General features: G+C 68.0%; 16 protein-coding genes. 12 read left to right on the forward strand and 4 right to left on the reverse strand.

Going from position 1 to position 17,806, the window contains the following annotated elements; genetic code table 11:
• Window positions 1-81 precede the first annotated feature (81 nt).
• Together hflX and AB2U09_RS16640 are read right to left on the reverse strand one after the other, a co-directional pair.
• Complete coding sequence (gene hflX, locus AB2U09_RS16635; protein ID WP_459193857.1) at window positions 82-1,470, reverse strand: GTPase HflX; 1,389 nt, start codon at window positions 1,468-1,470, stop codon at window positions 82-84.
• Between the two features lie 286 nt (window positions 1,471-1,756).
• Window positions 1,757-2,734: an mRNA 3'-end processing factor gene (locus tag AB2U09_RS16640; RefSeq protein WP_459193858.1), complete on the reverse strand. Its 978-nt coding sequence runs from the start codon at window positions 2,732-2,734 to the stop codon at window positions 1,757-1,759.
• A 207-nt stretch (window positions 2,735-2,941) separates the two neighbouring features.
• On the opposite strand from AB2U09_RS16640, the gene AB2U09_RS16645 reads away from it, so the two are divergent.
• The 11 genes from AB2U09_RS16645 to AB2U09_RS16695 all read left to right on the forward strand — a co-directional run bounded on the left by AB2U09_RS16645 (window position 2,942) and on the right by AB2U09_RS16695 (window position 14,010).
• Window positions 2,942-3,649: a hypothetical protein gene (locus AB2U09_RS16645; protein ID WP_459193859.1), complete on the forward strand. Its 708-nt coding sequence runs from the start codon at window positions 2,942-2,944 to the stop codon at window positions 3,647-3,649.
• Window positions 3,649-3,939 carry a DUF8156 family protein gene (locus AB2U09_RS16650; RefSeq protein WP_459193860.1) on the forward strand — a complete coding sequence of 97 codons (291 nt, stop codon included), beginning with the start codon at window positions 3,649-3,651 and terminating at the stop codon, window positions 3,937-3,939. Before AB2U09_RS16645 ends, AB2U09_RS16650 begins: the two co-directional genes overlap by 1 nt.
• Window positions 3,939-6,326, forward strand: a complete 2,388-nt coding sequence (locus AB2U09_RS16655) for a type B DNA-directed DNA polymerase (RefSeq protein ID WP_459193861.1) — start codon at window positions 3,939-3,941, stop codon at window positions 6,324-6,326. The genes AB2U09_RS16650 and AB2U09_RS16655 overlap by 1 nt, the downstream gene beginning before the upstream one ends.
• A gap of 217 nt (window positions 6,327-6,543) precedes the next feature.
• Entirely contained in the window at window positions 6,544-6,831 is a 288-nt protein-coding gene (locus tag AB2U09_RS16660) for a hypothetical protein (protein ID WP_459193862.1), read from the forward strand.
• A complete protein-coding gene (locus AB2U09_RS16665; protein ID WP_459193863.1) occupies window positions 6,828-6,995 on the forward strand; it encodes a hypothetical protein in 168 nt (55 codons plus the stop codon). The genes AB2U09_RS16660 and AB2U09_RS16665 overlap by 4 nt, the downstream gene beginning before the upstream one ends.
• A 416-nt stretch (window positions 6,996-7,411) precedes the next feature.
• On the forward strand, window positions 7,412-8,122 hold the full coding sequence (locus tag AB2U09_RS16670; RefSeq protein WP_459193864.1) for a hypothetical protein: 711 nt from the start codon (window positions 7,412-7,414) through the stop codon (window positions 8,120-8,122).
• 133 nt (window positions 8,123-8,255) lie between these two features.
• Window positions 8,256-9,701, forward strand: a complete 1,446-nt coding sequence (gene dinB, locus AB2U09_RS16675; protein WP_459193865.1) for a DNA polymerase IV — start codon at window positions 8,256-8,258, stop codon at window positions 9,699-9,701.
• A 68-nt stretch (window positions 9,702-9,769) separates the two neighbouring features.
• Window positions 9,770-10,489 (forward strand): fumarylacetoacetate hydrolase family protein, encoded by a 720-nt coding sequence (locus AB2U09_RS16680; RefSeq protein WP_459193866.1) that lies wholly within the window; start codon window positions 9,770-9,772, stop codon window positions 10,487-10,489.
• Between the two features lie 656 nt (window positions 10,490-11,145).
• Window positions 11,146-11,295 (forward strand): hypothetical protein, encoded by a 150-nt coding sequence (locus tag AB2U09_RS16685; protein ID WP_459193867.1) that lies wholly within the window; start codon window positions 11,146-11,148, stop codon window positions 11,293-11,295.
• A gap of 111 nt (window positions 11,296-11,406) precedes the next feature.
• Window positions 11,407-12,708, forward strand: a complete 1,302-nt coding sequence (locus AB2U09_RS16690) for an MFS transporter (RefSeq protein ID WP_459194273.1) — start codon at window positions 11,407-11,409, stop codon at window positions 12,706-12,708.
• Between the two features lie 90 nt (window positions 12,709-12,798).
• Window positions 12,799-14,010, forward strand: coding sequence for a hypothetical protein (locus AB2U09_RS16695; RefSeq protein WP_459193868.1), 1,212 nt, complete (start codon window positions 12,799-12,801; stop codon window positions 14,008-14,010).
• A 42-nt stretch (window positions 14,011-14,052) separates the two neighbouring features.
• On the opposite strand, the gene AB2U09_RS16700 is transcribed toward AB2U09_RS16695, so the two are convergent.
• Both AB2U09_RS16700 and AB2U09_RS16705 read right to left on the reverse strand, forming a co-directional pair.
• Entirely contained in the window at window positions 14,053-14,439 is a 387-nt protein-coding gene (locus tag AB2U09_RS16700; protein WP_459193869.1) for a hypothetical protein, read from the reverse strand.
• A gap of 53 nt (window positions 14,440-14,492) precedes the next feature.
• Window positions 14,493-15,422 (reverse strand): hypothetical protein, encoded by a 930-nt coding sequence (locus AB2U09_RS16705; protein WP_459193870.1) that lies wholly within the window; start codon window positions 15,420-15,422, stop codon window positions 14,493-14,495.
• 171 nt (window positions 15,423-15,593) lie between these two features.
• Here AB2U09_RS16705 and AB2U09_RS16710 point away from each other — a divergent pair, with 171 nt between their 5' ends.
• Entirely contained in the window at window positions 15,594-17,675 is a 2,082-nt protein-coding gene (locus tag AB2U09_RS16710) for a helicase HerA domain-containing protein (protein ID WP_459193871.1), read from the forward strand.
• Window positions 17,676-17,806 lie beyond the last annotated feature (131 nt).

Here is a 17,806-nt window from a genome sequence, read left to right on the forward strand (position 1 = left end):
TGAACCCGGTGGGGAGCAGTTTCGCTCGCGGCTGCACCGGTTCGCTCCGACGCCTTCGCGGCCACTCTCTCGTCCACCACGTCAGCCCGACACGGCCTCGGCGTCGGCCCGGAGCCGCTCGACGACCGTCGGTCGACCGCGGACCGCGAATTCGATCGTCTCGGCGCCGTACTCGACGGACTCGACGGTCGCGCGGTCGTACGCACGCGAGACGATCGCCATCGCGTCGTCGCAGTTGGGCAGCGTCAGTTCGGCGCGTTCGGTGGGCAGCCGCTCCACGACGGCTGCGAGCAACCGGTCGAGATTCGTCCCGTCGCGGACGCTGACGGGGATGGGGTTCGGCGCCAGTCCCGCGACCGCTTCCCGGCGCTCGGCGCCAGTCTCCTCGTCGAGCAGGTCGACCTTGTTCAGCGCGGTGACGACCGCCGACTCGTCGACGCCCTGCGCGTCGAACACGTCGAGGGCGACCTCCACCTTCTCGCGCAGTTCCGCGGGCGGGTCGCTCGCGTCCGCGACCAGCACCACCGCGTCCGCCGCGGCGGCGTCCGACAGCGTCTCGCTGAACGACTCGACTAGCCAGTGGGGCAGGTCGGCGACGAACCCGACAGTGTCGGTGCACAGCACCGGCCGGCCGTCGATGGTCGCCCGTCGGGTCGTCGTCTCCAGCGTCTCGAACAGCCGGTCCGCGACGCTCGCCGTGTCCATCGCGGCGTCGGGGTGAGCTTCGTCGACAACGCCATTTGACTCGGCCGTCGAGCCACTGGCGGCGGCGTCCCCGTCGTCCTCTCCATCGATCGGCTCCAGATCGTCGGCGAGCCGGTGCAGCAGCGTCGACTTGCCGGCGTTCGTGTAGCCGGCGAACGTGACCAGATCGAATCCCTGATCGCGGCGCTCCGCGCGGTGCTGCTCGGCGGGGCTGGGCAGGGCCGCCAGCTTCCGTTCGAGATCCGCAATCCGGTTCTGCACGCCGTCGATGGGCGTCCCCTTCTCGACGCGCTTGTTCAGCCCGCCGACGTCCGAGCGCTCCTTCAGCCGCGGCAGGTCGTACCGCAGCCGCGCGAGTTCGACCTGGAGTTGCGCGCGCCGGGTCGTCGCCTGGTCAGCGAAGATAGCAAGCACGAGCCGATAGCGGTCGAAGACCTCCGTACCACGGGGGAGCGCCTCCCGGAGGTCGGTCGTCTGTCGGGGCGTCAACTCGCCGTCGACGGCGACGAGCGAGGCGTCCACGTCGGCGACGCGATCGGCGAGTTCGGCGACCTTCCCGGCGCCGAAGTAGGTTCCCGGGTCCTCGGCGCGGACCTGCGTCACCTCGTCGCGCACGTCGTACCCGGCCGCGTCGGCCAGCGCCCGGATCTCCCCGGTCTCGACCGGTGGATCCGCCGCCCGTGCGGCAACGATCGCACCTCCTGCCCCCGTTCGCGCATTTGTCGTCCGTTCCGTCGTTGCGTGCTGTCGTGAGTCTCGTGACATCTGTCTCTCTGACTGGGATCGGTCGGCGAACGGTACGACAAGATTCGAGAGCCGGTCTCACGGCTCTCGAACGGGTGAACACGCCGGTCCTGTCGCCGTCTCACGCCGCGCCGACTACTGGGTACCCGAAGACGCCGCCAGCTATCGGCAATGGCACGGGCGGCCCCGCGATGAAAGGCAACGGACCGGTTCAGAAGAAGTTGCTGAGCTCCATCGCCGTACTCTCTCGATCAGGCGCGTCCGTCAAGAGCGTTGCCGTGGTGTGTGAATTGGTGCCACGGATCGCTCAGAAGTCACCGAGCGTCGCCTGGTTCGCCTTCAGGGACTGCGCGGGGTAGCCGAGTTCGCTCGTGACGTGGGCGGCGAACTCGTCGGCGAAGCCGTGCTGGGTGTACACCTGCTCGGGGTCGACGGCCTCGACGACGGCACAGAGTTCCTCGAAGTCACAGTGGTCCGAGAGGACGAACCCCTCGTCGTAGCCCCGGCGGTAGACGAACGAGCTGTCGAGCGCCCACCCGGAGAACCCGGCCGTGACGGCGCCGTTCGACTCGACCAGCGACTGGACCCAGGGGCTCCGGGGCGACCCCGAACAGACCAGCGCGTCGCCGGGACCCAGGTTCACGTCGGCCCCGTAGCGCTCGCCGGGGAAGGTCACTTCGCGGTGGGCCTCGATCACGTCGCTCACGTCCGCGATGGAGTCCGTAACGAACACCCGCTCGCGCGGCGAGTCGGCGAGGATCCTCTGGAGTTTCTGCGCCCGGCCCAGCGCGTAGCCGAACAGCAGGACGGGCCGGTCTATCGTCTCCGCCAGCCACGACTGGATCGCGCCAACCGATTCCTCCGTGGGCGGCAACCGGTACTCGGGCGTGCCGTAGGTCGTCTCCAGTATCAGCACGTCGGCGTCGATGGGGTCGAAGCCGTCGAGGTGAAAGCGGTCCCGCGTCGAGCAGTCGCCGGTGTAGAGGTAGCGACGACCGGTGTCGGGATCGGTGAGCCGCATCGCCCGCGATCCAGCGACGTGACCCGCGGGGAAGCACTCGACCGCGGGGTGGTCGACGGCCGTCGGGTCCGCGTTCTCGCGCCGTGCGGCGATCAGCGCCGCGGTCAGATCCGACGCGACGATCGCCGGGGCGTTCGCGTGGTGGTCGCCGTGCGCGTGGCTGACGAGCGTCGCGTCGGCCGCGCCGCTTCCGTCGCAGACGAACCGCTCGCCGCCGGTGAACGTGATCTCGATCCCGTCCCGGAGCCGAACCCTCCGCGTCACGGCCGCTCGTTGGGTCTACAGCCGAATAGAGGTGTCGTCGGGCGGCCGGCCGCGCCCGCGACGCACCGCGACTACCGGTGTCGAGGCCGTTTAGTTTCACTGCCGCACAGCGGCCGATTCCGCCGCCGTCTGGCGATCGATTCCACTTTCACTTCCGCTCTGGGGTAGGCTGGCGTTTTACGCCTTCGCGCCCGTCGGACACTGGCGATGACAGAACCTGTCGACGTTCCGACCCTCGATCCGGGGCTGACGCTGTTACGCTGTCCCGGACCGCGATCGACGGCGATCCATCGTATCGCTCTGTCGACACTCGCCGACACGTCGGGCGTGGCCTACTGGGTCGACGCTCGCAACACCGCCTCGACGTATGCACTGTACGACATCGTAGACAGTCCGCGACGGCTCCGCCGACTCCGCATCGCGCGGGCGTTCACGGCCTACCAGCACCACGCGCTCGGGCGTCGCGTCGTCGAGCGCGTCGACGCGCGGACGGGGCTGCTCGTCGCGCCGAACATCGCCTCGCTCTACCGCGACGACGACGTGCCCCGCTACCAGCGCGAGCGCCTGCTCGATAGCACCGTCCGGACGTTCGCGGCGCTGGCCGACGCCCGCGAGATCCCGACGCTCCTCAGCGTTCCCGCCGACTGCGACCCCGGTCCCGCGGCCGAGTACGCCGACCGGGAGATCCGCTGCGAGCGGACGAAGCTGGGCCACCGCTTCGAGGGGCCGGGCGTCGAGACGACCGTCTACTGGGACGAGGGCTACTGGCAGACGACCATCCCCTACTGGGTCGACCTGCTCGGCGTCACGCCCGAGTCGTCCGGGCTGGGGGCCGAGCCGGGCGTGATCGACTCGCCGGACCCGGTCGAACAGGCCACGCTCGCCGCCGCGGCCGCCGCCGGAGGTGCGGACTGATGGGGCGGACGAACCCCACCTATCGCGACTTCCTCGGGCGCCTCGAAGACGACTGGCGCCCCTTCCGCCGGGGGCTACGCCGGCGGTACCAGGACGACTTCGATCGCCTGTTCGAGCGGGCGCGGAACCACGCCGACGCCGCGGGCTACGCCAACGGGGCCGACCCCGAGTTCGCCTTCCTGCTGTCGGTCCTGCTCGCACAGGAGCACGAACTCCGGCAGTTGCGCGAGCGGGTCGACGAGGACGAGTCCGACCCCGGAACGGGTCGTCCGCCCGCGGAGCGCGACTGATGCCCCTGCTCACCCCGGAGTTCCGGTCCGACGGGTCGGTCCGCGAGTGGCACGCGACGGCCGACGGGGTCGAGACGCGGGTGAACGACGACTACGCGCCGTCGCTGTACGTCGAGGCACCGGATCCAGCTCGCACGGACCTCGCCGAAGCGCTCGCGGCCGACCCGAAGGTCGTGGCGACGGAGGTCGAGCGTCGGTTTCTCGCGCTGGACGAGGACGAACCGAGTCCCGTCCTGCGGGTGGACCTCGCCCGCGTCGACGAGGTGTGGACGCTCGCCCACGAGATCCTGTCCCAGTACGCCGCCGACTACGCGCCGGCGACGGTCAAACTGTACGACGTGGACCTCGCGCCGGGGTTCCGCTACTGCGTGGACACCGACACCGCGCCCGTTCCCGGCCGAGAACTGCGTCGCCTCGACCTCTCGATCCCCGAGCGCGCCCTCGCGGAGGACGACCTGACCGCGCTCCGCGTCGACGGCGAGCGCCTCGTCGATGCCCGGACGGCGGGCGCCGCGGCCAGCGGTGCGACCGATTCCCGCGGGGCGATCGATCGGACCGTTCTCTCCGCGTTGCGAGAGCGGATCGACGCCGTCGACCCGGACGTGCTGGTCTGTTCGACGGCGGATATAGTTCCCCGTTGCCACGACCGGGCGGCGGAGATCGGACTCGCCGACTTCCGGCTGGGGCGGGCCGACGGGTACGAGCGCCTCGCCGGCGAGAGCACCTACGAGAGCTACGGGCAGGTGGGCCACTCGCCGGCCCGCTACGCGGTCCCCGGCCGCGCGCTCGTCGACCGGTCGAACACCTTCCTGTTCGGGAAGTGCGGGCTGCCGGGCCTGCTCGATCTGGTGGGGCGGTCGTGGCGTCCGCTCCAGGAGACGTCGAGGGGGTCCATCGGCACGATTCTCACCTCGATCGAGATCCGGGAGGCGCGCGAGCGGGACGTGCTCGCGCCGTGGAACAAGTGGGAGCCGGAGGCGTTCAAGCCGGTCCGGCGGCTCCACGACGCCGACCGCGGCGGGTTCACGTTCGCGCCCGAACCCGGGCTCTACGAGACGACCGCGGAGCTTTGCTCCGCGAGCCCTCGCTCGCACGCTCGCGAGGACGTGGTCGAGGTCGACTTCGCGTCGCTGTACCCCAACATCATGCGCGAGTGCAACGTCAGCCCGGAGACGGTCGGCTGCGACTGCTGCGACCGGGAGGACGTGCCCGCGCTCGGCTACAGCGTCTGCGACGACGAGGGGTTCATCGCGGACGTGCTCGGCGGTCTCATCGACGACCGCGCCGCGTTCAAAGACGAGCTCGCGGCCCTGCGCGAGCGGGCCGACGCCGAGACGCTGGCGGCGGTCGGGAGCGGCGACTACCAGGCGACCTACGCCGAACCGGACGGCGACTCCCCGCTCGCCGAGCGCATCGCCGCGCTGGAGGGGCGGGTGGACGCGCTCAAGTGGGTCCTCGTCTCCTGTTTCGGCTACCAGGGCTACCGCAACGCGAAGTTCGGCCGGATCGAGTGCCACGAGGCCATCAACGCCTACGCGCGGGAGATCGTCCTCGACGCCAAGGAACGGCTGGAGGCCGCCGGCTGGCGGGTCGTCCACGGGATCGTCGACAGCCTCTGGGTCCAGCCGCGCGTCGACGACCCGGTCCCCATCGGCGAGGTCGTCGCGGAGGTCGACTCCGACGCGACGCCGGAGGACGCGGAGATCCCGCTGGAGGTCGAGGCCCACTTCGACTGGATCTGTTTCGTCCCGATGCGGGACTCGCGGGCGGGAGCGCTGACGAAGTACTTCGGGCGGGTGGCCGGCGTCGACGCCGACGCCGAAGACGTATTCAAGTACCGCGGGATCGAGACGCGCCAGCACTCGACGCCGCCGTTCGTCGCCGCGGTCCAGCGGGAGCTGATACGGACGCTCGATCGGGAGTGGCGCGCCGCACGTGGTGAGGGTTCGGGCAGCGGCTCCGCGGCCCCCGATCCGCCGGCTCCCGACCCGGAGGCCGTCTGCGACCGACTCGCGGTCGCAATCGGCCGACTGGAACGTCGCGCGGTCGATCCCGAAGATCTGCTGATCCGCCAGCGCGTCTCGAAATCGGTCGAGGCGTACAGCCAGCGGACCCGAACCGTGGCGGCGCTGGAGCGCGCCGCCGCCCACGGACTCGAACGCCCGCCGGGGACGAGCGTCGAGTACGTCGTCGTCGACGACGACGAGCGCGGCCCCGACCGCGTCTGCCTCTCGTTCGAGGACGCGAGCGACTACGACGTCGATTTCTACCGCGAGCGGCTCGTCCGCGCGGCCGAGAGCGTCGTCTCGCCGCTCGGGTGGGACCGCGGCCGGATCCGCCGGTATCTCCGCGACGGCCGCGACGTCTCGCTGTCCGCGTTCGAGTGAGTACTGGGACGACCGTTGTGTCCCGCCCGGCTTTTCTCTGGTTCTCGTGGTCTGGTTCTCGGCTACCGGATTCGAGCCGGCTGCTGGCCGACTACTTTCACAACCGGGGTTTCACTTCCGATCGCAAGACGTGACGGGGATTCGCGGTGCGAAATCACTTTCACTTCCGCCGCGGATGCGGCTAACCGCTTTCCTGTCGGGGTCGTTGGTCGGAGGTATGACGGCGAACGAATACGACGACGACCCGGCGGCCAGCGTCGGGGCGTCCGTACGGGACGGACCGGACGGAGTGGACGACGGGTCGCTGTGCAGACGGCGACGCTGGACGACTATCGTCCTCGAAGAGTGCAGCGGCGGCTGGCGGGCGACCCAGACGGGCGTCGTCGCGGAGGGATACGGCTCGACCGCGGCCGACGCCGCCGTGGCCTACTGCCAGCGGATCGCCGGGACCGACGGCCGGGGCGCTGGTGGACGAGACACCGGTAGTCGGGAGGACGCACGATGACGGGCGGACGGCCGCCCGGTTCGCGAGTGGTGTACCGGTGTCACGGCTGCGGGTTCGAGTTCGGCGTCGGGACCGCGGGCGCGGCGACGTGCCCGCGCTGTGGCTGCATCGGCGACCACGAGCGAGCGGACGCGCTGGCGGGGGCGACGGATGGTGGCCCCTGAGGAGTTACACGACCTGCTCGCGGACCCGTACCGCGTGGCGTGCCCGGAGGGGCACACGGCGCTGAACGCCGCGGAGACGACTGCGAGTGCCTACTGCCGGACCTGTCGGCGGTCCTATCCCGCGACCGAACTGGTGGACCGACGGCACGACGCCGACCCTCGTACCCCTCGCCGCAGGGGGAAGGACTAAGTATGTGTGTGACTAACACACAGATGGAGCCATACGGGGCTCCCGACGTGAACCAGCGTCGTGAACTCCCGGAACATTGGCACCGTGCACGAATCAGCGTGCGACTGCGACGGGCCCTGGCCACCCCGTCGCGCCTCGAGGTTTTTATCGGTCGACGAACGTTCGAGCGACGGCGCCGCGTCCAGTCGGGCAGTAACTCTATTGGGGAGGACCGGAAAGACGACCCGTGAACAGACGCTGGGCCGACCGCGGGATCTCGGAGCAGGCGCTGCTGGTCCTCATGGCCGTGGCCGCGGTGTTGCTGGCGATGTCGGTGGTCACTTCCCTGTCCGGCGGCGGTGCGAGCGGAGACGACCGCCCGCGGGCGAGTTTCTCCTTCGAGACCGACGGGACGGACGTGGTCGTCACCCACTACGGCGGCGACCGACTCAACGGCTCGCACGTCTACGTCGACGCCGAGACCCGGGGCTGGATCGGCAACTTCGCGGGGACGGACGGTGAGGCCTGCGCGACACCAGTGGTGAACGTGACCCGCGGCACGTCGTGTGTCGTCCCCAACGCGGCCTACGAGGCGTTCGCGATCGTCTGGAACGGGTCGAACGGGCAGCGACTCGTCCTCGACCGCCGGCCCGCGGACCCCACGCCGACACCGACGCCCACGGCGACCCCGACCGTCACGCCGACGCCGACTGCCACACCGACCGCGACGGTGACGCCGACGCCGACTCCGGGACCGAACGGCACCGTGACTCCGAACGGGACGGCAGGCAACGTGACCGCGACGCCCGGTAACGGTACCGCAGTGAACGGCACTGGGACGGCGACGCCGGCGCCGAACGGCACAGCCGTGTCGACTGCGACTGGGACGCCAGCGGGAACGGCGACGCGGACGCAGACGGGCGCAGACACCCCCACAGCGGCTCGAGCGGACGGATGACGATTTCGCCGAGCGACCACTCCCGACGCGCCGAGGGGTTCTTCACGGCCCGAACTAGAGGGGTGACTGAGCAGATGGACGCGACCGAGCGCACCCGGCGGACGCGGCGAAACCCGGCGACGGGGGGCCGGCCGTGAGCGGCGACCTCGGGAGTCTCGGGAGCGCGCCGACGCCCGATCAGGTGGTCTGCCACGTCGACATGGACTGCTTCTACGCCGCCTGCGAGCGGCTTCGCGAGCCCGCGCTGCGCGGCCAGCCGCTCGTCGTCGGGATGGGTTACGAGTCCGACGAACCCCACGGCGCGGTCGCCACCGCGAGCTACGAGGCCCGCGAGTTCGGCGTCGAAAGCGCGATGGCTATCTCCGAGGCGCTGGAGCGTCTGCCCCGGAAGGTCGAGGCCGCGAAAGATCCCGGCCTCGACGTCGAGGAAGCGGGCTTCTACCGCCCGGTCGACCTGGACTACTACAACGAGGTCGCCGCGGACGTGAAGGCGGTCCTCCACGAGAGCGCCGACGTGGTCCGGGAGGTCAGCATCGACGAGGCGTACCTCGACGTGACCGACCGGGTCGACTGGGACGGCGCCGACTCCGAGTTGCCGGGGGTCACCGAGTTCGCCCGCGACCTCGGCGAGCGCATCCGCGAGGAGGTCGGCGTCGTCGCGAGCGTCGGCGTCGCGCCGACGATGAGCGCCGCGAAGATCGCCAGCGACTACGACAAACCGGAGGGGCTCGTGGTCGTCGAACCCGGTGAGGTCCGCGACTTTCTCGCGCCGATGGAGGTCGACGAGATCCACAACGTCGGCCCGGTCACCGCCCGCGAACTGCGTGACATGGGCATCGAGACCGCGGGGGATCTGGCCGCGGCGGACCCTGACCGCATCCGCGACCGGTTCGGCGAGCGCGGGCTGGAAGTCCGGCGGTTCGCCCGCGGGGAGGACCCCCGCGAGGTGACGCCCGTCGGCGAACCCAAGAGCCTCTCGCGGGAGTCGGCGTTTACCGACCCGACCGAGGACGTCGAAGAAAAACGGGAGAAGGTGCGCGCGCTCGCCGCCGACGTGGCCGAGCGCGCCCAGCGGGAGGGCGCGCTCTACCGCACCATCGGGATCAAAGTCGTCACGCCGCCGTTCGACGTGAACACGCGCGCCGAGTCGCTGCCCGGCCCCGTCGAAGACGCCGACCTCCTCGAATCGACGGCGCTCGATCTACTGGAGGAGTTCGAGGACGCCCGCGTCCGCAAGCTCGGCGTCCGCGTCTCGAACCTCGACTTCGCCGAGGGCGAGCAGGCGAGTTTGACCGGGTTCGAGGGAGCGGCCGAGTCGGCGGAGACCGACGACAGCGAGCCGCTCGCGGACGGGGCCGACGAAGACGGGGCGCTCGTGGACGGGGCCGGTGACGGCGAGACGGCGGAGGACGGTGCCGACGACGGGTGGACGCTCGACGACTGGGCCGACGAGGGCGGGACGCCCGGCGACGAGGCGGCCGCGGACGACGAGTCTGCGGACTCTGAGTCCACTGACGAACCCGACGACGAACGACCCGAGGAGCGGGACGGCCAGCTCTCCCTCTGGGAGTACGAGTGAGCGGCGGACGGCCGTCGAACGCCCAGCGAGTCGGGGGATCTTTGTAGGGGAGCGCGCAACGGACGGGCATGCGACTGGCGAGACTCCAGACCTCGGAGGGCGTGGTCAGCGGCCGCTACGAGGACGGGACCGTGATCGCCGACGACGGCGAGTACGTCGTCGGGCGCGACGGCGAACTCACCTATCCCTGTTCTCCGTCGGCGCTGTACTGCGTCGGCCGGAACTACGCCGAGACGCTCGACCAGATGGACTACGAGCGCCCCGAGGAGCCGGATTTCTTCATCAAACCCCCCGCATCGCTCGTCGGCCCGGACGACCCGATCCGCTACCCCGAGTGGACCGACGAACTCACCTACGCGGGCGAACTCGTCGCCGTGATCGACGAGCGCTGTCGCGACGTGACTCCCGAGGAGGTTCCCGAAGTCGTCCGCGGCTACACGATTCTGAACGACGTGGACGCGCTCGACCAGCAGGGCCGCACCGCCCGGAAGGCCTTCGACACCTCGGCGCCGCTCGGGCCGTGGATCGAGACCGACGTAGACCCGACCGATCTGGACATCGAGACGCTGGTCGGCGGCGAGGTCAGGCAGGACGCCAACACGGAACTGATGCTGTTCGACCCCTACGAGGTCGTCTCCTACCTCTCTCGTCGGTTCACGTTCCGGCCGGGCGACGCCATCGCGTTCGGGAGCCCCGCCAACCCCGGCACCGTCGAACCCGGCAACACCGTCGAGATCACCTACGAGGGCGTCGGGACGTTGCGGAATACGGTCGTCGAAGCCGAGTAGTCGACTGCCGATTTCACGGCTGGCCGCGATTCACTGGCACTCCGTCCGGAGAGCTGCTCCGACGAACCGTCTCCGGGAGGAAACGTCCGACTCGAAACCGACCGACAGAGATGTAAACTCACAAAACTTATTACGAAAACCAATTGTTGTAGCGTATGGACAGTTCCCGTCGGACGTATCTCTGTCTGCTCGGGACCGTCGGTACGTCGATCAGTGCGGGCTGCCTCGGAGCAGCGACACAAGCCCGGGACGCGTCGAATCGAGGCCGGCCTGTCGGTGAGGGCGGGCTGGGAACCGAAGGGACCGACGCAAAACCGACCGAGGACACCTCGCGAAACAGGCCGGTGCGGTGCGAGGGTACTCCGATCTCGGTCGAGCGAACCATCACCGAAGATTCGGAGTACGGAGACGGTGTGGAGTACCATCCGTCGAACGAGACCGTTCGGTTCGTCTCTTCGCGAAGCGGGAGCGGTCAGCCGGAGTACGATACCATGTCGTTCGAAGCGTGGGGCGCCGTGACGAGTGCGAGAGTCGGCAGATCGCCCGTCTCTCGGGAAGCAGCGTCACGAATCGATAGTGTGACCATCGACTCAGCGATCGGGCGGCCGCCGGCGTCCGCTTCCGTCGACCGACCCGTCATCTGGCTGGAGACGGACGTGAGCGACGAAGCCCGTTCGGCGCCGGCCGTGGAGACTATCGCCGATTCCGCCCCGAGATCCGCCGGCGTGACACTGTCGTTCGAAGGGGAAACGTTCTCGCGGGACGTACCCGTGTTCGCCAGGGCGATCGATCCCGAAATCACGTGAAATCCCGACGGTTCCCCGCTCACTGACGTTCCGAGACCGCCGAAACCAAGGGGGGCCAACGAGTACCACGGCGTAGTGAACGCGAACGACCGGGCGATCACGGCGCTCGTGATGCTCGCTCACGGCGCGGTCCACACCTACGAGATGGCGGTGCCGCTGTTCGTCGTCGTCTGGCTCACCGAGTTCGAGACCATCGCGCTCGGGGTCGCGCAGTTCGACGTGACGACGGCGACGGTGGGCGTGATCGTCACGCTCGGCTACGGACTGTTCGGTCTCGGGGCGCTGCCGGGCGGGATCCTCGTCGACCGGATCGGCTCCCGGCGGCTCATCAGCGCGTGCCTGCTCGGCATGGGACTGTCGTACATCCTGCTCGGTCTCGCGCCGAACATGGTGGTCGTCGCGCTCGCGCTGGTCCTGTGGGGCGCGAGCGCCAGCGTCTACCATCCGGCCGGCCTCTCGCTCATTAGCAAGGGCGTCTCCGAGCGCGGCACCGGCCTCGCCTACCACGGCATCGCCGGCAACGTCGGGATCGGGCTCGGCCCGTTGCTCGCGGCGGTCCTCCTGCTGTTCGTCGAGTGGCGCACGGTCGCGCTGGTCCTCGGCGCGCCTGCGATCGCCGCGGCCGTGTACGCCTCGCAGGCGAACTTCGACGAGACGGCGGCCGTCGACGCCGAGGCCGCCGCGGACGGCGGAAGCGCGAGCGGGTCGAAGGCCGACAGCGGCGTCGACTCGCTAGGGGAGTTCCTCACGGAGTCACGGCGGCTGTTCGCCGGGAGCTTCGTGCTGGTGTTCGTCGTCGTCATGTGCTCGGGGCTGTACTACCGCGGCGTCCTGACGTTCCTGCCCGAACTCTTGCAGGACCTCCCCGGCTTCGAACCGATCCCGGTCGACCAGCTGCTCCCGGCCGGCGTCAGTTCGGCGCTGGGCGTCGAAGCCGGCGACGGGCAGACGCTCAAACCGCAGAAGTACTTCTACGCCGGCCTCCTGCTGATCGGCGTCCTCGGCCAGTACGCGGGCGGGAAGCTCACCGACCGCGTCCCCGTCGAGTACGGTATCGCCGGCGCGTTCGGCGTGCTGGCCGTCCTCGCGCTGTTGTTCGTCCCGGTCTCGAACGCGGGCCTGGCCCCGCTGATGGCGCTGGGGGCCGTCCTCGGCGTGTTCCTGTTCGTCGTCCAGCCGATGTACCAGGCGACCGTCGCCGAGTACACGCCGTCGGGAACCCGCGGGCTCTCCTACGGGTTCACCTACCTCGGCGTGTTCGGCGTCGGCGCGCTCGGCGGGACCATCGCCGGGGGGATCCTCGAGTTCGCGGACGCGACCGCGCTGTTTCTCACCCTCGCCGGGTTCGCCGTGATCGCCGCGCTGGTCGGGCTCGTGCTCGCCCGTCGGAAGGGAAGCTCGATCGCCGCATAGCGCCGTATAGGGCGGTTACCGGCCGGAAAGGCGAGGTTATTTCTGAACTGACACGTCTGCTTATCAGCGGGCCAGTGGTGAGTGAAATCGATGCACGAACAGACACGAGGACTCGGTGCAGTGGCGTTCACGGCACTACTGACGATGAGCCTGTTCGGCGCGGGGGGCGTCGCGCCCGCGATGGGACAGACGGCGGGCAACGACTCGCTCCCGCCGGGCGTCGGGAACCAGGGCGTCGTCAACGAGACGGCGCTGGTCGACGCGCACACCGACGCGGTCGCGGAGACGGGCGCGACGCTCGCGCTCGCGAGCGAGTACAGCGTCAACGACACCTTCGCGGTCAGCCAGTCGACCACCTCGACGTTCGGCGAGGGAGTCACGCCGTTCCGGCTCCGGTCGGCCGGGACGGTCGACGACGGCAACGAGACGCTACGGTTCGTCACCGACCAGTGGGCCAACGAGACGGCCCTCGTGACCAAGGTCGACTACGAGAACCGGACGGAGTACAGCAAGCAGTACCTCAACGCCACGGCCGACCCGGCGGACCCGTACGCCGACGACCTGCCGCGGCGTTACGTCGAGGAGCAGGCCACCGGCGAAGCGCTCCTCGCGGCGACGCTCTCGCTGGGGAACTTCACCGTCGCGTCCACGGAGACCGTCGGCGGCGAGAACCTGACGACGCTCACCGCGACGGGAGTCAACGAGTCCGAGTTCGACGGCTCCGTCGCGACTGAGCGGTTCAACGCGACGGTCGTCGTCAACGAGGACGGGCGGGTCCGCTCGCTGAACGCGAGCGTCGCCTACGAACAGGACGGCGCCACGTTCGACTACGCCTACGATCTCGAACTGCTGGCGACCGGCGACACGGAACCGCTCGAACCGCTCTGGAGCGACCGCGCGGTCGCACAGCCGGCCGTCTCGGTCGACATGACAGCGAACGACCCCTATTTCACGCTCATCAACTACGGCCCCGACGCCCTGCCGGCCGAATCCACCGTCGTGGCCACTCACGACAACCAGACGACGACGCTGACGCTGACCGAGGATCTGGGCGCGAACGAATCGCTGTACGTCTACTACCCCAGCGACGGCGGGCAAGCGCAACTCGCGGCGGCCCCACCCTCGCCCGAGAACGTGGCGGCGCTCGCCGGCGACTACGACTTCGAGATCCGCACGCCCGACGGGACGACGCTCGTCTACATCGGCTTCGGCTTCTACGGCGACAACGGGACGATGACCCACGCCAACGATGCCGGCCTGACACCCGCGGACAGCGCGGACCGGCAGCTAGTGCCAGTGTGAGTGCCGACCCGGTGCGAGTCGTTCAGGCGGGCTGACGCGGCATCAGTCGACGCCGTTTTCGAGGTTGTCAAGCAGTTTCCCGACGAACAGCCCCATCCGTGGGGACAGATCGCCGTCCTCGGGGGTCTCGGTCGGGTGGGCGGCCATCGTCTCGACGAAGCGCTCGCCGAAGGTCATGGTGTGCATCATGTCGACCACGTCGACGGTGAGCCCCGCGTCGTTGGTGTCCATCTCCGGGTGGCGCTCGATTTCGCCGGTCGAGTAGCTGATCGTCCACGACGGGCCGCCGACGGCGTCGAGCACCGTCTCCAGCGACCCGATCTCCAGCGGCCCGTCCGGCGCGCCGACGTACACCGTCCCCTCCTCGACGGTGGTCTCGTAGCGCGTCACGGTCCCATCCACTCCATCGGTCGCAACCACTCTACGCATCGTTAGGGCTCTGATGTTAAATCGGTTAACCCTTCGCTTTCCCTTAGAAGTAATCAGCCAGAAAAATTACTGACGATTTCCATGAAGTGTGGATATTCAAGCTCATCTATACTGTGGTGCATAATCTGGTGGAGTGGTCGAAAGGTGCTCTCTGCTAGTTCGTGAGCAGGAATATCTTCGAACCTGAATATTGGGTTCTGAGAGAATTGGAAGCGGTGGGGATAGCGGCTGTCGTTCCAGATTTCTCTGAATTCAGAGCTGTCCCGTTCATCCCAATAACCTTCTGTGACTCTAAACGCCGCAACTTGATTGATCGAGAGCGCCTTTTCTGGTAAATACTGTTCAAGGTATTTGTCCACGCCTGAGCGTGGATTGAAATCTCCAGTATATTGAGATCGAGTCGTAATTGGACCCACGAACAATACAATATCCTTCTCTTGAACCTGTCTAATCAAGGTAGCTGCTCGCGGTTGGTTAAACCGGTCCTCTGTGAACCCCCAGACGCTTTCTTGTTCCCCCGTCTGGAAATTCATCTCTCCGCTCGTAGAAACATACACGCCCCACACTTTCGGATAGTCTCGACTTTTTACAGCCTCTTTCTCATATTCCTCTATACTGTTGTTAATGAGACGTTCTGCGTTTCTATCGAACCAATTAACGAAGTGATCTCGATCAATTTCGACCTGCAGAAAATTCCTCACTTCTTCGTCTTTCCGAAAAACGACGAGAAAGAGCCCTTGATCCACGTAATGCTGGTGGTCGTCGTGGTCAAAGTGATCGTATTTGCTTGATAGCCATTCGACCTCTGCCGGGTACATCTCTCCATCGATGTAGCATTCAAGATCGGGGAAGTAGTCGAACCCCTTACTATTCGGTTCGCAGTCTGTGATCTCTCTTTCTTGTCCTTCTATAAATAGAGAGTACTCCTCAGAGTTCTCAATAAAATACTGCTGTAATACCTTTTCGTCGACCCACTTTACCATGGATCGATAGAAAAGAACCGATCATAAATATATGATTCAATGTGCGCCTTGTTGTCATCCACTCCCCATTGAAAGTAGTGGCCTCCCCTGTCCCCTGTTCGAGTTCCCGAAGCGCTCGTCAGACAGAAGTCTGACGGGGGCTTATGGCTCCGCCGCGGCTCCCGATCGGTAATGGCAGAGACAGAGTCGATCACCGTCGCGGACGTCAGCGACGGACCCTGCGGGTCGGGCGAGCCCGGTCGGTCGGTCGACCTGCCGGTCGTCGAGTTGTTGACCGGCCGCGGCTTCATCACCGGCAAGTCCGGCTCGGGCAAGTCTAACACCGCGAGCGTCGTCGTCGAGAAGCTCCTCGACAACGGCTTCGGCATGCTCATCGTCGACATCGACGGCGAGTACTACGGCCTGAAAGAGGAGTACGAGATCCTCCACGCCGGCGCCGACGACGAGTGCGACATCCAGATCACCGTCGAGCACGCCGAGAAGATCGCCAGCCTCGCCCTCGAACAGAACGTCCCCATCATCCTCGACGTCTCCTCGTTCCTCGACGAAGAGGAGGCCGCCGAACTCCTGACGGAGGTGTCGAAGCGGCTGTTCGCGAAGGCCAAGAAGCTCAAACAGCCCTTCCTGATGCTCGTCGAGGAGTGCCACGAGTGGATCCCCCAGAAGGGCAGCGTCGGCGAGTGCGGCAAGATGCTGATCAAGATCTCCAAGCGCGGGCGCAAGCACGGCCTCGGCATCGTCGGCATCAGCCAGCGCCCCGCCGACGTGAAGAAGGACTTCATCACCCAGTGCGACTGGCTCGTCTGGCACCGGCTCACCTGGAACAACGACACCAAGGTCGTGAGTCGTGTGCTCGACAACAGCTACGCCGAGGCCGTCGAGGATCTCGACGACGGCGAGGCGTTCATGATGAACGACTGGGCCGAGCAGGTCCAGCGCGTCCAGTTCCACCGCAAGCAGACCTTCGACGCCGGCGCGACGCCCGGCCTCGACGACTTCGAGCGCCCGGATCTCAAGTCCGTCAGCGACGATCTGGTCTCCGAACTCGCGGAGATCAGCGAGGAGAAAGAGCAGACCGAGGACCGCATCGCCGAACTGCGCGACCAGCTCGACGAGAAGAACTCACGCATCGCCGAACTGGAGGCCGAACTTCAGGACGCCCGCGACATGCAGCGCATGGCCGACCAGTTCACGCAGGCGCTGGTCGACCACGTCAAGGGCGCCAACCCGGGCCGCACCGAACAGGAGCGGATGCGCGAGCGCCGGGCCGCGGAGAAGGGCGACCAGTCGTCGTTCGCCGACGCCGACGAGTGGGTCGACGACCCGGACGACGGGTGGGACGACGCGGCCGACGAACCGCCGCTGCCCGACGAGACCGCCCGCGAAGACGACGGCTACGCGGAGAGCGCGATGACCTGGGGCGGCGACGGGACCGATTCGGCCGGCGCTGCCGACGACGGCGCAGTCGAAGCGAGTGACGACGGCGGCCCTGCCGACGGGATGTTCGACATGGCCGGCGCGTTCAGTGATGACGCCGGGAGCGGAAATACAGCTGATAGCGCCGCAACGGACGGCGGCATCGTCGACGGCGCGGACGAATCCTCGCCGGGTTCCGAGGGCGGGATGTCGTTCACCTCGGCGGTGACCCGCGGGTTCGACGGCGTCGACGAGAACCCGCTCGGCGACCGTGCGACCGACGCCTTCGAGGCCGGGACGACGACAGTCGACGCCGACTCGGTCGAGGACGCCTCGGCATTCGCCAGCGACCTGGCCGACGACCTCGCGGACCTGAGCCCGGAGACACGCCAGATGCTCCGTTACTACCGCGACCACGGCCCCGGTACGCCGATGGACGCGCTGTTCGCCGCCGGCGGCTCCGAGGACCGCACCGCGGCCTACGCGCGCAACCGCCGCCTGCGCGTCCGCGGGCTGGTCGAACACGTCGGCCGCGGCCGCTACGACTACCGCGTCCCCGAACTCCTCGCCGAGCGCACCGACCTGGAGAGCGTCGACTCGTTCGTCCAGCAGGTCGAGCAGGCGCTCGACGACGGCGACCTCGAGGACGTATCAGACGACCCCACGGGCGCCGGAGGCGTATCTACCGAGGACGCAGTCTCGAACGAAGACAGCGACGACGGTCTCGACGACCTGCAGATCACCGATCCCGACACCGCTGGCGACGATCAGTCCGAGGACGACCAGTCGGGCGACCTGTCCGTCGCAGCCGACAACGACGAAGTCGAACTCCTCTGACCGGCCGGCTCGCGAGACCGCACGCTGTGTCCGATTTTCTTCGATCACCTGTCTCAGACCACCGGCAGCCGCGGGCACCCGCTCCTGACGCCCGAACACGCCTCCGATCACAAAACTCACGTCAACCCGAC

The organism is Halosimplex yunnanense (assembly GCF_054504345.1).